The organism is Polyangium sp. 15x6 (genome assembly GCF_029960785.1).
Taxonomy (GTDB): domain Bacteria; phylum Myxococcota_A; class Polyangia; order Polyangiales; family Polyangiaceae; genus Polyangium.
Genome location: NZ_JASBQE010000004.1, coordinates 16,007 through 31,143 on the forward strand (window position 1 = coordinate 16,007; position 15,137 = coordinate 31,143).

The 15,137-nt window shown below is 69.0% G+C and carries 12 protein-coding genes; 4 read left to right on the top strand and 8 right to left on the bottom strand.

All coding sequences use genetic code 11. The annotated features are described in order from the left end of the window. Nucleotides 1–16: 16 nt before the first annotated feature. Genes QHF83_RS04415 through QHF83_RS04425 form a run of 3 tightly spaced genes read right to left on the bottom strand, consistent with a single transcriptional unit; the run spans nucleotide 17 to nucleotide 5,342 of the window. On the bottom strand, nucleotides 17–1,213 hold the full coding sequence (locus QHF83_RS04415; RefSeq protein WP_282416499.1) for a PEGA domain-containing protein: 1,197 nt from the start codon (nucleotides 1,211–1,213) through the stop codon (nucleotides 17–19). After that, nucleotides 1,210–3,774 (bottom strand): VCBS repeat-containing protein, encoded by a 2,565-nt coding sequence (locus QHF83_RS04420; protein ID WP_282416500.1) that lies wholly within the window; start codon nucleotides 3,772–3,774, stop codon nucleotides 1,210–1,212. The genes QHF83_RS04415 and QHF83_RS04420 overlap by 4 nt, the downstream gene beginning before the upstream one ends. Beyond that, complete coding sequence (locus QHF83_RS04425; RefSeq protein WP_282416501.1) at nucleotides 3,774–5,342, bottom strand: serine/threonine-protein kinase; 1,569 nt, start codon at nucleotides 5,340–5,342, stop codon at nucleotides 3,774–3,776. The genes QHF83_RS04420 and QHF83_RS04425 overlap by 1 nt, the downstream gene beginning before the upstream one ends. A gap of 321 nt (nucleotides 5,343–5,663) precedes the next feature. On the opposite strand from QHF83_RS04425, the gene QHF83_RS04430 reads away from it, so the two are divergent. Beyond that, complete coding sequence (locus QHF83_RS04430) at nucleotides 5,664–6,227, top strand: hypothetical protein (protein ID WP_282416502.1); 564 nt, start codon at nucleotides 5,664–5,666, stop codon at nucleotides 6,225–6,227. A gap of 20 nt (nucleotides 6,228–6,247) precedes the next feature. On the opposite strand, the gene QHF83_RS04435 is transcribed toward QHF83_RS04430, so the two are convergent. Next, nucleotides 6,248–6,451, bottom strand: a complete 204-nt coding sequence (locus QHF83_RS04435) for a hypothetical protein (RefSeq protein ID WP_282416503.1) — start codon at nucleotides 6,449–6,451, stop codon at nucleotides 6,248–6,250. Nucleotides 6,452–6,556: 105 nt separating this feature from the next. On the opposite strand from QHF83_RS04435, the gene QHF83_RS04440 reads away from it, so the two are divergent. Beyond that, a complete protein-coding gene (locus QHF83_RS04440) occupies nucleotides 6,557–7,399 on the top strand; it encodes an endonuclease/exonuclease/phosphatase family protein (protein ID WP_282416504.1) in 843 nt (280 codons plus the stop codon). Between the two features lie 66 nt (nucleotides 7,400–7,465). Here the strand turns inward: QHF83_RS04440 and QHF83_RS04445 are convergent, their stop codons facing one another. Together QHF83_RS04445 and QHF83_RS04450 are read right to left on the bottom strand one after the other, a co-directional pair. Further along, a complete protein-coding gene (locus QHF83_RS04445; RefSeq protein ID WP_282416505.1) occupies nucleotides 7,466–8,041 on the bottom strand; it encodes a L,D-transpeptidase family protein in 576 nt (191 codons plus the stop codon). Between the two features lie 26 nt (nucleotides 8,042–8,067). Further along, nucleotides 8,068–9,021 carry a PfkB family carbohydrate kinase gene (locus QHF83_RS04450; RefSeq protein ID WP_282416506.1) on the bottom strand — a complete coding sequence of 318 codons (954 nt, stop codon included), beginning with the start codon at nucleotides 9,019–9,021 and terminating at the stop codon, nucleotides 8,068–8,070. Between the two features lie 62 nt (nucleotides 9,022–9,083). Between QHF83_RS04450 and QHF83_RS04455 the strand changes: the two genes are divergently transcribed. Continuing rightward, nucleotides 9,084–9,383, top strand: a complete 300-nt coding sequence (locus QHF83_RS04455) for a hypothetical protein (RefSeq protein ID WP_282416507.1) — start codon at nucleotides 9,084–9,086, stop codon at nucleotides 9,381–9,383. 99 nt (nucleotides 9,384–9,482) lie between these two features. Here the strand turns inward: QHF83_RS04455 and QHF83_RS04460 are convergent, their stop codons facing one another. Beyond that, nucleotides 9,483–10,589 carry a putative sensor domain DACNV-containing protein gene (locus QHF83_RS04460; protein WP_282416508.1) on the bottom strand — a complete coding sequence of 369 codons (1,107 nt, stop codon included), beginning with the start codon at nucleotides 10,587–10,589 and terminating at the stop codon, nucleotides 9,483–9,485. 299 nt (nucleotides 10,590–10,888) lie between these two features. Then, nucleotides 10,889–11,737 (bottom strand): hypothetical protein, encoded by an 849-nt coding sequence (locus QHF83_RS04465; RefSeq protein WP_282416509.1) that lies wholly within the window; start codon nucleotides 11,735–11,737, stop codon nucleotides 10,889–10,891. A 202-nt stretch (nucleotides 11,738–11,939) separates the two neighbouring features. Between QHF83_RS04465 and QHF83_RS04470 the strand changes: the two genes are divergently transcribed. Then, nucleotides 11,940–15,116: a serine/threonine-protein kinase gene (locus QHF83_RS04470; RefSeq protein ID WP_282416510.1), complete on the top strand. Its 3,177-nt coding sequence runs from the start codon at nucleotides 11,940–11,942 to the stop codon at nucleotides 15,114–15,116. The last annotated feature ends 21 nt before the right edge of the window (nucleotides 15,117–15,137 follow it).

A 15,137-nucleotide genomic window follows, 5' to 3' on the forward strand; every position in this document is an offset into this window, starting at 1 on the left:
CGGCGGCCGCAGGCCGTCAAAACCGCCCGCCCACGCCGATCCACGCCCCGCCCGGCATCGGCACCACCCGCGCAAAACGCTCCACGCGCGCCGTCTCTCCGGACCCGGCGGGAGGTGGCGTGGGGTTGTCGAACCAGTACGTTGCGATGGCGGCCACGCCGAACACGGTCGACATGGCGAACGATCCGATCGCCCCGGTGCGCAGCACGTCCCTCGACGTGCGCGCCGACTCGTAGGCCTCGAGCGTGCCGAGGTCGATGTGCCCCTGCTCGGTGCGGGAGAGCAGCCGCTCGGCCGCGTCTTCCTGCAACGCGGCGCTCACGGCGAGCGCGAAGCCGGAGACGAATGCCACGCCCGCGCCGGCCACGAGCCCGTACGAGACGCGACGCTGGCGGGTCGTCGCGAGGGAGACGTCGAGGCGGTTCGTCCCGCCTCGCTCGATCATCACGCGTAACGTGCGCGGTTCGTGGCCGCGTTGCGCGACGGTGACCACGTGCGCGCCGGAGGGCAGCTCGATCGGCGAGACGAGCGGCGCCTCGCCCTGCGAACGGCCGTCGACCTGGATCGAAGCGCCCCGCGGCGCCGTCACCGCGAGGAACGACGGACGCTCGCGCAGGTTGATCTCCACCGGCAAGATCGCCCCCTCCACGGCCACGATTTCACGCGTCTCGCCGACGAAACCAGGCGCCGAGACGACGACCGCGTGTTTGCCGGGGGCGATGGCCTCGATCACGGGCACCGTCGTCCGCTCCGTGCCGTCGATCGTGATGACGGCGCCCGGCGTCTGCGTCGTGATCAAGAGCCGCGCTTTCGACGCCGACGCCTCGATGTTCTTCTGTTCGAGGCTCGCCGCGATGGACTCGAGCTCCCCGAGCGCGGCCACGACGTCGGCGCGGCGCCCTCCCTCGGGCACGAGCTCGAGGTAGCCGCGGAAATGCGTGATCGCTGCCTGGAGCACGGCAGGATCGCGCGCGACCGTGAAATGACGGCGCTCGGCCTGCGCGAGCGAAAAAAGGACGGTCGGCCGCTGCGGCGTCAGGGCGTGCGCCGCGCGGAATGCGTCGACGGCGTCGGCATACCGACCCGCCTCATAAGCCTGCGCGCCCGCGGTGAACAGGATCCTCGCCTCCTCGACCGCATCCCCGGCGCGCGCCGGGGCCGCGAAGGCAAAGGCGAGCATCACCGCGAAGAGACCATACACGATGCGCTTCATTCGAGCTCCGGGATCGAGCGATACAGCTCGAACCCGTCCTCCGTCTGCACGGCGATGTCGTCGACGCCGTCGTGATCGAAATCGGCCGCCGCGAGCGCGCGCACGTGCGCGAGCTGCAAGACCTGGACGGGCTCGGCGGCCGCGTCCCTGCCCGCGTCGAGCTCGTACCGATAAATGGCCGTGTCACTCGCGACCAGCACGTCGAACCACTTTCCCCGCGGGGACTTTACGCACGTGATCGCACGCACGCCCGAGTCGTCGGGGGCGAGAGGCGCCGAGACCTGCGCGCTTTTGCCGAGGTCCCCCGCCTCGTTCCCCCACAGAATGACGAGAGTGCTCGGCGTGGCCGGGGAGCCGGTCCGGACGAGCGCGTCCTCGTGTCCGTCACCGTCGACGTCGGCGACGAGGAGCTCCGCGTCGATGGAGAGCGTCGCGCCGAACGGCTGCGCGGCGCGGGGCTGGAAGGTCGCCGACGCCTCGTCGTAATCGGCGATCATCAGGGTGGCCTGCTTGTCCTCGCCATGGGCTCCGACGATGACGACCTCGTCGATCCCGTCGTCGTTCAAGTCCGCCGCGGCGATGAGCGCGCCATGACGGAACAGGATCGCGTCCGTCCCCTCCACGGGGGAAAACCACGAATCGAGCGCCCCGCTCGCGACGGGCAACCCCGGCGGGCCGTCGTCGAAGGCCTCGACGCGGAACAGGCGCAGGTCGCGCGTCGCCAGATTCACGCCGAGCGCCGCGATGTCGGCCGTTTCATCGCCGAAATTCCCGAACGTGAGCGCGACGGGCAAAAACGACCTGCTCACGCCCCGCAAAGGCAAGGCCGGGAAGATGTTGCGCGACGTCCGCCCCTGGAGCACCGCCAGCGCATCCGACTTGTGCGCCTCGGCCTCGAAGACGACGGCCACCTCCGCCATCGCGTCCATCCCCGTTTCCCCGACGTAATGCCCCGCCGTGATCTGCTCGACCGCCCCGGCCTCCACCGCGGCGACCGCCGGCGTCGGCGGGCCGAACGGCACGCCGAAGCTCAGGGCGATCTGATCGACGAGCTCCCCGTTTTCCCCGTTCTGCTCGCTGAAGACGATATCGTCGAGCAAATCGCCGTCGACATCCCCGACCGTGAGGAGCCGCGTGGGGCCATGCGTCGAGATGACCGCCGGGGCGAACACGCCGTCGCCCGCGTTGTTCAAGAAATCGAGGTCGACCACGCCCGCCGTGCTCGCCACCACGTCGGGCGCGGCATTGCCGTTGAAATGTCCGATCACCGCCTCGGACCAGGTCGCCCCGAGGTTGGCATACGCGAGCTCGTACCCCTCGGGGCGAGAGATCACGATCCCGCGCGGGACGATGAAATCCACGCGGTCATCGGCGTTCAGGTCCGCCATCGCGAGGGGAAATCCCGCGTCGCTCGCGGCCCCCGGCAGCACGTACGGCGCCGCCTCGTTCGGCGTCCCTCCGGGGTTTTTCGAAACGAACGTGCCATCCCCGAGCCCGAACGCGACGTACGTCTGCCCGCCCGCGCCGGCGACGATGTCGAGGTGCCCGTCCATGTCCACGTCGGCGACGAAGACCCCACGATCGATGGGGGCTTCCGGCGTGAGCTTCACGTCGAAGAGCGTTCCTCCCGCATTCCACTCCACCGCGAAAGGCCCCAGCCTGCAAGGCGTGAACACGGGCACGGTCGTGGCCCCGCGATACGCGACGAGGATCTGCTTGCACGGCACGGCCTCGTTGAGCGCAGCGGCGAGCATGGGCACGGCGCCGATGACGTCCGCCTCGCCGCCCGGCATCGGCGTGAGCGCGGCGGGAGGGGACCCGTCCGCGGCGATCCCCGTGAGCAACGCGCCGGTCTCGACCGAGTCGGTGAGCGCCACGAGCTCGTCCCCCGGCGCATCCGGCAGGACGTCGACGAACAAGAGCCGCGCGGATGTGCCTTGGTTCAGGATGATCGAAGGGACCATCGCGTAGCGGGCCGCGTCTCCCGGGTATCCGCGCAGGATCGCCACGCCCTCGCGGTCCGCGAAGGCGACGTCGCGGTACGCTTCCCCCGTCCCGGCGCCGACGGCCGGAGCCGCGAGCTCGACAGGGAGCTCGGTGAGCGTCTCGGACAGGGAGAACCCATGCGAGGCGAGCGCGCGCGCAGGCCGGAGCCCCGCGGCGTCCGGCGCGCCGAGCAGCAGGAGATCGGGCGCGCCGTCGAGATTGAAATCCCCCACGCGCAAGGACGTCGGCCAGGTGAAACCCACACGCTCGCCCGTGGGCTCGATCGTGCCCGACGCGCGACGACAAACCCGATGGGACCCGCACCCGAAGCCAGCCGGGCAGCCGGGCTCCGGGAGCGCGGGGTCGCAGACGAAGCGGCACTCGTTCGTCGCGCCCATCGGCGCGCACGAGGCCGGCGCGGGCGCGTGGCCATCACAATCCTCGCCCGCCTCGACGACGAAATTGCCGCAAACGCCCACCGACAACGTGGGCAGCGGCGCGCATGCGTGCGCCGCGAGCGGGAGCACGAGTACGGCAAAGAGGCGCGCAAAGGACCCCAGACGCGCACGGCGCATCAGAAGGGCTCCAGGTCGCCCGGGACCTTGCCTTGGGTCCCGGTCCCGGCCTTCGGGACGCGCGGCGTGGGCTTCGTCGGCTTGAGCTCGACGGCGAGGACACGATCGACGTTCGGCACGACCGTGACCTCGGCGGGCGTGTATCCCTCCGCGACGAACCTGAGCTCGATCGGCGCCTCTCCTCGATCGAACACGAGCGGGCCGGGCACCGTCCCGAGGAGCTCGGCGCCGCGATAGACGCGCGTTCCCTTCGGCGCAGACGAGACGTTGATCGTGACCTCGACCCGCGCGGCCAAAGGCGCCGCGGAGGCCTGCGCCACCACGGGGAGCACCTGCGCGCTCTCCGCCGGCGCCACCGCTGCCGAAGGCTCGGGGGCGCGCGCGGACGCGGTCGTCGCGGGAGGAGGTGCGCGGTGCGAGAGGGTCACCAGAAGCCCGATCGAGGCCGCGAGGGCCGCTGCGATGCCAAAGACCCATCGCGAGGACCGACCGGACAAGGACGACAGGCGTCCGCTGCCCAGCGACCTGGAGAGGGGCGAATCGCTCGTGGTGTCTCGCGGCGCCGGCGCGCTGTCTCCATGCCCCGTTTCGCAGGCTTCTTCCGGCGCGACGACGTCCACCCGCGCCAAGCTCGGCGCGGGGAGCGAGGGTGCTCCGCCGGCTCCGTTTCGCGCCGAGATCCGCTCGATCCGCGCGACGAGCGCGTCGTTTCCCGGGGAAAACGGGGCGAGCGCGCGGGCGAGCTCCCCGACGTTCGTATATCTGTCGCTCGGCTCCTTTTCGAGGCAACGCACGAGGATCGCCTCGAGCCCGGGCGGCGCGTCCGCGCGGACCAGGGCGAGCGGCTGCGGCGGATCGCGAACGACGGCCGCCATCATGTCCGCCATCGTGCGCGCGGGAAACGGCAGGCTCCCCGTGACGAGCTCGTACAGCACGACGCCGAGCGACCAGATGTCCGCGCGCGCATCGACGTCGGCCGCGCTGCGGAGCTGTTCGGGCGCCATGTAACTCGGCGAGCCGAAGATCTGGCCCGACTGCGTGAGCGCCGACGGCGCCGACGGCGTGTTCTGCGCGGCCATCTTGGAGACGCCGAAATCGAGGACCTTCACGATCTCCGTCTCGTCCGGCTTGCGAGCGAGAAAGAGGTTCGCGGGCTTCAGATCGCGGTGCACGATCCCCACCGCGTGCGCCGCGGCGAGCGCGTCGCAGGCTTCGAGCACGTGGCCGACGGCGACGGCGACGTCGAGGGGGCCCTCGTCATGCAGCACATCGGCGAGGTCTTTCCCGTCGAGCAGCTCCATGACGATGTACGCGCCGCCTTCGGGCAGCACGCCGGCGTCCATCACGCGGGCGACGTGATCGCTCTGGATTTTGCCTGCGGCGCGGGCCTCGCGGATGAAGCGCGCGATCGCGTCGGCGTCGTAGGCGGAGTCCTCGTGCAGGACCTTGACGGCGACTGGCTGCTCGAGGTCGACGTGCGTCGCCAGGAGCACGAGCCCCATTCCTCCCCGGCCGATCTCCCGCTCGATGCGGTATTTGCCGGCGATGACCTCCCCTACGGTCGCCACGTGCTCATCCTCCCCTACAGAGCCGCGATCGACCGCAGCTCGCATCGCACGAGACTACACGAAGCGATAGCCCCCGGAGGCTCGTACGACTGTCAGAATTCTGCCTTCCCCCCATCGGGAGCTTGGCGGGGGCCGCCTGCGCAATTTCCCAACGCACGATCGAGACCCCCGTGAATCGGTCGTTTTCTTACAAAGACAGGAAACTCCTGACCTCGATCGTCGCGCGACGTTCCGACGATATCGGTGTGGCGTGTTCCGGAGGTAGAACCGTTTCCCATGACGAGGCGCTGAAAAGTTGGCCCACCCCGGGCGCCTGCTGTCATGCACGCGCAGGTGGATCTGCGCGCGCTCCCGCCCGATGTCCTGCTCGTCCTCCTCGCGGCGGCGGCGCTGCTCGCTTTGGTGCAGACCGCGCGGATTGCGTGGCGGGGCTTCTGGCGGCGGCGCACGATCGCGGTTCGGCGCGAGCGAGGCGCGGCGGGCGAGCTTCGCGCCGAGGGCCTCCTGCGCGACCTCGGCTTCACCATTCTGGGCCGGCAGGTGGCCGTCTCGTACGGCGTGCGGGTCGACGGCGATCCCGTGGCGATCGACCTGCGCGCCGATTACCTCGTGGGCTTTGGCGACAAGCGTTACGTGGCCGAGGTGAAGACGGGCCGCGCAGCGCCGCGGATCGACACGCCCGGCACGCGGCGCCAGCTCCTCGAATATCGCATTGCGTTCGATGTGGACGGTGTCTTGCTGGTCGACGCCGAGACGGAGCGGGTGCACGCCGTGGAGTTTCCGCTCGGCGAGAGCGAATCCCCGCGCCCCTCACGCCTGGCCTGGTTGCTCGCGGGCGCTGCAATCGGCGCCGTCGCCGCGGCGACCGTGCGGTTCGCGCTCTGATCGGGCGCTCCGTCCGCCATTCAAGCCGGGGTCACGAACACGGTCGCCAGGAGCTCACCTCCTGGTGCGGCCTTGTACATCACCCGGGTGACGCGGAACTTCGTCTCCTGCCCGCCCTGCTCGAGGAGCAAGAGCTCCCCTTCGCGCGGGATCGTAGGCCCACGGAAAACCTGTATCAGCTCCCAGGATTCGTGGCAGATGCGGTGCAACGACGAGGACAGCATGTGTGCGCCGGAGGCTAGCACGCCCTGTATGACGGCGGGGGTCCTTGCGGCTCGATCGGGCCGGCGTGTTCTGGGCGGGCACCCGAGACGGTGGTACGGTATGCCATGTCGTCGTCGGCCACGCCCACGGTCATCAAGCCTTACGCCTTTGCCCGAGGGGAATGGCAGGCAGCCGCTCCTCGGGCGCCCATCGCCGCCGGTCCCTTGAAGCTCGTCACGTGGAACGTGTGGTTTGGCGCCCACAAGTTTCGCGTGCGGCAGGAAGCGCTGCTCGCGGAGCTTTCACGACGGAGCCCCGACGTGATCGTGCTGCAAGAGGTGACCCAAAAGCTCCTCGCCGCCATCGTCGATGCCCCCTGGATTCGCGCCGGTTATCAGGTATCCGACGTCGATGGCAGTACCTTCGGTCGCTATGGCGTCCTCTTGCTTTCGCGCATTCCCATTCGACGCCTCGTCATGCTCGCTTTGCCGACGGAAATGGGGCGATGCCTCCTCTCGGCCGAGCTTTCGTGTGGGCTCACGGTCGCGACGATTCACCTGGAGAGTACGTCCGAGTGCACGGCCACGCGGGTTACGCAGCTCGGCATCATCCAGCCTTACCTGGCCGCGTCGAGCCCCGACGTGGTCTTCGCGGGCGACATGAACTTCGCGCCGGACGCCGCGGCCGAGAACGCCGCACTCGATCCCACGTTCGTCGACGTATGGCCTGTGTTGCATGGGGATCGTCCGGGGTACACGGTCGACACGAACATCAACTTCATGCGTTACGTCATGCACGCAGAGCATGCCCACAAGCGCATCGACCGTGTGTTCTTGCGCAGCCGCGCCTTTTCCCCCCGCGCGGCGACACTCGTCGGCGTCGAGCCGATCGATGAAGAGGATACGTTCATCTCCGATCACTTCGGAATCGAGGTCGAGCTTGCGCCTTCGCTTGCAGCGCGATCCTGAGAGGGTGTTCCACCGTCGCATCTGGACTCCCGGCGTGTGTCGGCGGGAGTCGTCGATGTCGCAGGATCAAGGCTTGATCGTCACCTTCGTGCCAACGGGGACGAGGGTGTAGAGCACGGCGACGTCTTCATTGGCGATCCCGATGCAACCGTCCGTCGGGCCCCAGACCTGCCCGAGCCCGGTCGCGCTCGACAGCCGGATCCATGCCCGCGCCAGGGCCGCGAGCTTCGGCTTGGTCCCGTGGATGCCAATGCCGCCGCCCGGTTTGTCGATACCGTTTTTCTTCGCCCGCGCGAGGTCTTCAGGCCCGGGGTAGGAGATCCCCAGGAATCGATAAAACCGCTCGCTCTCCGATTTGCTCGTGATGCGATAAACCCCCTCGGGCGTGCGCTCGTCGCCCTCGCGCTCCTTCTGTCCGACGGGCTGGGCCCCGAACGTGGCCGAGAACGTGCGAAACATTTTCCCGCCGCAGTGCAGGTCGAGCGCGGCGTCCTTCTTGCGAACGACGATCTCGGGCTTGTTGCAGGTGGCCGGTGTGGCGAGGCTCGAAGGCGGCAGGAAAAGCACGAGGAGGGCGACGGCCACGAGGACGAGGGCGGCGAGGAGGAGCGGGCGCTTCGAGAGCGTGCGGGGGCGAGGCATGGGGCGGAGCCCTGTGTTACCACACGTCAGCCGGACACGCCCTCTCGAAACGGGTTCTCCCGCATATATGCGAAGACCGCGTCGCGGCTCGGAATTCCGGCCACGCCGACCGCCTCGACGCCGAACGAGGCCGTGACGTTGGCGAAGCGCGCTGCCTCGACCGGATCGAGGGTCTCCTGGAAACGAATCATGAATGCCGTCGCGAAGACGTCCCCGGCGCCGGTGGGATCGACCTCCCGGGCCGGACGCGGCGGGATTCGCGTCACATGGATCGTCCCGTCGTCGCGGCGCCTGTAAAGCGTGCTCCCGTCCCGATATTCGGTGAGGAGCACGAGGGGGACCTGCTCGATCATGGGATCCAGGCGGCGGAGGTCCTCGCCAATGTCTTCGAGCGAGAGCACGATGGCGTCCACGCGCGGGAGAATCTCGCTCGCGCTCTCCCAGGGTTTGGCATGGACGCGCCCGGCCTCGTCGAAGCGCCGCATCCATCCCTGCGGCGTGGCCACGACCAGCGTCTCCTCGGCGAGAACGTGGGCCACGTCGGGGGTGATCTCGTCGGCGATCGGCCCGAGCAGCGCCGCCCGCGGCCGGCGGAGCGAGGGATCGACATCGGCGGCGGTGATCGGTCGCGCCCGCATGCTGCAATGCTGGATGCGCCCCGCCGCCGTATAAACATTGGCGAACGTGGTCGTGTCCTCGGAGGGGAGGATGTGGAGCTCCACCTCGCGCGGCAGCTCGGAGACGTCGAGCCCCGGCGCTGCCGACGTGAGGATCGTCGGCCTTCGCCCGAGCTTCACGCACGTGACGGCGGCGAAACTCACCGTGCCCCCGAGGCGGTAGCCGTCGTTCGGATCGGCGCTCCGCAGATCCCGGGCGACGTGCCCGATGAGCAAGATGTCCGGCGCGGCCATTTCTTCGCCCCCTCCCTCGGAGCATAGCACCTCGAGGTGCATGCCACGCGCCCCGCGGACGGCCTCCACGAGCTCGCTCGTCAGCGCGTGAGCTGGTTCCTGCGCGCATGGTTTCGTGCTAGACGGGCGACATGGCGGACGAACGTGCGGGGGGCGCCGCGAAGGTCGCCCTGGATCCGGAAGAAGAATGGAAGCGGGCGGTCGCGCGGCGGCGCGAGTATACGATCCGCAATACGAAAGCCATGGCGGCGGGCATCCTCGTCGCCGTCGTGATCAGCGGGGCCCTGATCGGCGGGCTTTTCAGCGTGATGGAGGGAGACTGGGACGGCTCGCGCCCGGGATCCATGGCGAAGCTCCTCGCGTTGCTCGCGACGCCCGGCGTGCTCGTGGGCGTGTGGGTGCGAAACAAGCTCAAGGTCCCGAATTCGTGACCTCGGGGCGCGGGGCTCGAGAGCCGGAGGCAGCGTAGGCCTATCGGCTTGCCACGTACGTGCACGTCGAGCGATTCGTCGAAGTGGCCGGTCCCCTCGTCACTCGTACAGCGTGACCTTTCCGTCTCGATTGCGTACGCATTTGATCGAGCCGTCCTGCGAGCAAACGAAGGCGACCCCGCGCGGGTACGCCGCGCAGAAGCGGAACGCGGAGCGATGCCGCGTGCCGTACGCTTCGACGTTCCGGGAGGCTCCATCCGGCAGGAAGATCGTTTCGAGCTCGGTCTGCGCCAGCACTTCGACCCCGAAGCCGAGCACCCGATATCGGTCCGTGATCAAGAGCGCCCCATCCACCGCCGTGAGACCGGGGAGCCGCTCCAGCAAGCGGCGCGCCTTGTCCTCCGCATACTGGAATTCCATGGCGCCGCGCCCCGGGGAATCCTCGTCGAACTGGAACACCGATTTCCGCAGGAGCGGCCAGACCGAATCGTCCTGGCACTGGTATTTGATCTTGAGGAGCTGCCGCCACGAGAGGGACTTGCATTCGCGGTCGGGGACGACGAGAACCGTGCCCCCGTGCCCGAGCTTTCGGATCGTCGAGAGGACGTCGTGCAGGTGCGCCGGGTAATTGACCTGGGGAGACCACGTGCCCCCGCGCCAGTTGACGCCGTCCCACAACGCGTCGGTCGCCTCGGAGAGCGCCTCGACCACGGACTGGAACACGCCGAGCCGCTCGCCTTCCGCGAAAATGTGCCCGTCTTCCAGGGCCACGAGGCTGCGCATGTTGCGCCCGACGGAGAGCTTGCCGGGCGCCATCACCGAGACGGTGAGCTGCATGTCCGCGCCATTGCATAGCCCCCAGATGAGCGGCTCGTCCCCGCTGGGATCGACGGCGAGCATGACCTTCGCGGCGTCCGCGGCCGGCGCGAGGCGCATGATTTCGTGGGGCGTGAAGCTACGCGGCGGGTCGATCCGGAGGGGATGATCGATCTCCGATTCGCGCAGGTCGGGGCTGCAAACGACGGCGCGGAACTGCGTCCCGCGGCGCTCGTCCGCCGTGTAACTCGCGTGGTATGCGACCTCGAGCAGCAGCGCGAGTTTGTCGTCGCTCGGCAAGGCCGGAGGCTCGCTTTCCTGCCGGGCCCACTCGTACCACCGCTCCTTCAGCGGCGCGAGCATGTCTCTGGGATACTTGAACGAGGTCATGTGCGCCCACGTAGGCTCGTCGGCCGATGAGACGGCGATCGGGGCCTTCGAGCTGGGAGGCTACAGCGAGGGAGAGGGGCAGGGAAGGGGGCGCGGGTCTGGACGGCCATCGTCGCCGCGCCGTCCGGAGCATCGGCTTTTCAGGAGCAAACGCGCCGGACGTCGCAATGGGACGAGGCGTGTGGGCGGGACATCGAGCGCGGCGTCGTGAGGCCGGCCTCGATCACCTGACGCTCGTTTGAGGTCTGAAGTCCTCGGGCGCCGAGACATGCAGGCATCAGCCTGCGCCTCGAACGAAGCTACAGCAGGCCGATACCGAGCACGTTGAGGTGCAGGATGCACAGGTCGCTCTCCTCGAGCGAGGTCTGGACGGCCGGCTTGCCGTTGCAGGTGAAGATGCCGTCCGAGCCGGTGCAAGCCGTGGCGCGATCGTCGCGAACCTGCACGCCGCAGGTGTTGAGGGACGAGCCGCAGATGCGGGTGACCCAGGTGAGCGATGTCACGAGCCCGCAGGTGTTGAGCAGGTCCACGTGGGGCCAGGCGTAGTAGATCGGGGTCTGGTTCGGGCCTTCGAGTTTCACCTGCCAGATCGCCTCCTCGATGGTGAACCCTCCCGCCTCCGGGCTCTCCGTCCCGGCGATGCTGGGCCCCGAGAGGAAGAACGGAACATGGGCGCCGAACGGGTTCAGGTGCGTCACCATGCATGTGAGCGCGTCCTCCTTCTGGGACGTCGTGAGGCCCGCGCTCGGCCATGATCCGGTGGTGGCGAGGATCCCGCCGCCCGTGTAGACGCGGGTCCCGCTCGTGAGCCGCGTCCCCGCCGGGAGCGTGCATCGCGCGGCGTACGAGAAGACCTCCCGCCCGCCTTCGGTGGCGAGCAGCCCCGTCGCCTCGATCGCGGGGTTGACTGCCGACGGGTTCTGTGGATCCGCAGCGGCGACACCCAGCGCAGTCACGAGCGCGGCGACGTTCGCGTGGTAGTCGGCCGGGCTCAGGCCGTTCAAGCCCCCCGAGCCGTTTCTGGGTCCTCCTTGCGGGGCGAGATCCGGGGCCTCCTCGAAATCGCCTGGATCCACCGCGGTGCCGCAGCCGGTGAGCGTGAGCACGGTTCCAAGAACAACCCCCTCGAGCAAGCGAAATGACAGCATGATCTCCTTCTTTCGGCTCGGTGCTGGGTGCCCTGGTCTGCGTTCCCGGACGTAAGTATCCTGACGATCCCGCCAGCGCCAGTGGCCTGGGCCTCATCCACAACCGAACGTTACGGTAGGCTTCTTGCAACCCTTACACCATGGGACCTTGGTCCCATGGTGTGCCCCCTTGACGATAGGTCATGGTGTCCAAGTGCGTTCTGTGACTCCTGTTGCAGGTCCGGAGACCACACAGCCGGACGCCACGCGGTCGAGCGCGCCGTCGGGCCCGCCGAGCATTCCGCTGGGTCTCCTCGCGCGTTTCGGGGACTTCGAGTTCCTCGGTTCCGGCGGGATGGGCTCCGTGTACCGCGCCAAGGATCGGCACCTCGGCCGCGACGTCGCCGTCAAATTTCTCCACCAGGCGGACCCGGAGACGAACCGGACGCTCCTTCGGGAGGCGCGCGCGCAGGCGCGAATCGAGCACGAGCACGCGTGCAAGGTCCACGAGGTGGGGACGGACGGCGACCGCCCGTATATCGTGATGCAATACATCGCCGGCGAATCGCTCGATTACGCGAGCGAGCGGATGACCCGCGAGCAAAAGGTACGCGCGGTCCAGCAGGTATCGATGGCGCTCCACGAGGCGCACCGGCTGGGAATCATCCATCGCGACGTCAAGCCCGGCAACATCATGGTCGAGCAGGGCGAGGACGGATCCTACAAGCCCTACATCATGGATTTTGGCATTGCCCGCGAAATGGGCAAATCGATCCAGGTGACGTATTCGCTCGCCGGGACACCCGCGTACATGGCCCCGGAGCAAGCGAGCGGAGATGCCGAGACGCTCGATCGGCGAACGGACGTGTATGGGCTCGGCGCGACGCTGTATGACCTGCTCGCGGGGCGGCCTCCGTTCGAGGGCTCCCATGTGCTCGCGATCATGCGGCAGCTCCTGACCGAGGATCCCCCGCCGCTCGGAAAGATTCGCCCGGACGTCCCGGAGGACCTCCAGGCCATCGTCATGAAATGCCTCGAAAAGGAGCAGGGGCGGCGGTACGAGTCGGCCCTGGCCCTCGGCGAGGATTTGCAGCGGTTCCTCGACGGCAAGCCCGTGCTGGCGCGCCGGGCGTCGCTCGCGTACGTCCTGCTCAAGGCCGCTCGGCGGCACAAGGTGCGCGTCGCGCTCGGGGCGGCGCTGCTCGTGGTGCTCTTGGTGTTCGGTGTCTTCTGGATCCGGCAGCGGCAAGCCCTGGCCGAGCAGACGGCCGTCGCGCGTGAGCTCGGCGAGGACGTGAAGGAGATGGAGCTCTTCCTGTCACGCGCGTACAGCCTCCCGCTGCACGATATCGAGCGAGAGCGGAGCATCGTGCGGCGACAGCTCCGGGACATCGAGGCGCGCATGGCGACCCTCGGGCGGGGGGGCGAGGGGCCGGGGCATTATGCACTCGGGCGGGGATTTCTGGCGCTCCAGGAGCCCGAGGAGGCGCTCTCCCATTTGCGCCGCGCCGAGGCCGCCGGGTACGCGCCGCCGGAGCTCCGTTATGCCATGGGCCTCGCGCTCGTGGAGCTCTACCGCAAGGCCCTCGAAGAGACGAAGCGAATCCAGGACGAGGCGCGCAAGAAGGCGAGGCTCGCGGCGATCGACGCCGAATACAAGGCCCCGGCGCTCGCCCACCTGCGCGCGGCGCTCGGGGCGAGGCTCTCGTCGCCGGCGTACGTGGAGGGGCTCATCGCGCTCCACGAGGGGCAAAATGACGTCGCGCTGGCGAAAGCGCGCGAGGCGTTCGCGCAATCGCCCTGGCTGCACGAGGCGAAGAAGCTCGAAGGCGACGCGCATTTCGCCGAGGGCAAACGTTTCGGGCGGGACGCCGCGTTCGATTACGACAAGATGATGCGGTCCTTCGAGCCGGCTGCGGCGGCCTATGCGGAGGCCGCGTCCATCGCGCGGAGTGATCCGGCGGTGCACGAGGCCGAGTGCGATCTCTGGACCCAGGTCGTCAATGTCGCCGACGCCCGGCCCGAGCTCCTGCGACCGAGCTTCGAGAAGGCGACGAACGCCTGCGGCAGGGCCCTCGCGGCGGACCCACAACGCGGCTCGGCGCGCCTGGCGATGGCGTACGCGCACATCGCTTTCGGCTGGCACACCGTCGGCGGCTCCGGGGGGGACGCGGATCCAGGGCCGATCCTCCGCACCGCCGTCGAGCGCGGCGAGGAGGCCGTCCGGCTCCGCGCGAGCGACCCGATGGCGCATTACGTGGTCGGCGCGGCCTACTGGATGGAGGTCATGCACCACATGAACCGAGGGCTCGACGCGCGGACCGCGACGGATCACGCCATCGCGGCGTACGAGGAGGCCATCCGGCTCGATCCGGGCTTTTTGTGGCCCTACAACGAGAGCTGCGCGGTGTATACCGAGCGCGCCAGGGGCGAGACCTGGCGAGGCGTCGATCCCAGCCGAACGGTCGAGCGCGCGGTCTCCCGCTGCGGCGAAGCCATTACGCAGAACCCGGGCTTCACGTTTCCGGCCATCAACACGGCGCACGCCCATTTCTGGAAGGGGAAGTTCCTCGTCGAGAAGGGGCGCTCGCCGGCGGCCTCCGTCGCGAGCGCGCTCGAAGCCGCCGCCTCGGTCGAGGAGAACAACAAGCTCGACGCGGCGTTCGTCTCCGCCTGGGCGCTCTGGCTCGAGGCCTCGTATGCCAGCGACGCGGGGGAGGATCCGAGTGGCTCGCTGACGCGCGCCGAGGCATTCCTCCAGCAAAAAGAGCGGGTCGCGCCCGCGTCCACGAACGACGAGATCCGAGGGCTCCTCGCGACGACGCGGGCGCTCCACCTCCTGCGCCGAGGAGACGACCCGACCTCGACCCTCGAGGCGGCGCGCTCCTCTTTCCGCAAGAGCGCGGAGGCATTGCCGTGGGACGTGGACTACCGCGTCGACCAGGCGCGCGCCGAGATCCTCGCCCTGCGCTGGGCCCTCACGAAGGGGAACGCCGATTCCGCGATGTTCGGCGCGGCCCTCGCGCCGCTCCTGCCCGTCCTCGACAAGGAGCGCGCCAATCCGCAGGTCTACGAGGCGCTCGCCGAGGTCTACGAGCTACGCGCCGGCTGGCTCCTCGGGCGGAAGAAAAACGCCGAAAACGACCTGACCACGGGGCTCGAGATGGCCGACAAGGCGCTCGCCATCCATCCGACCATGGCGACGGCGCTCGCGTCGAAGGGCGCCCTTTCCCTCCTGCGCGCCCGCGCCACGCGAGACGCAAAGGCAAGGACACAGTCGGCGCGGGAAGCCAAGGCCTCCTTGGAAGCGGCGCTCCGGGAGAATCCGCTGCTCGCGCGGGAGCGGGGCGCGGCGCTGAAGGAGGCGGAGCGGCTGCTCTCCCGGGAGGAGTCCAAGTAAGCTCCTTGTTTTCTCGGGGCA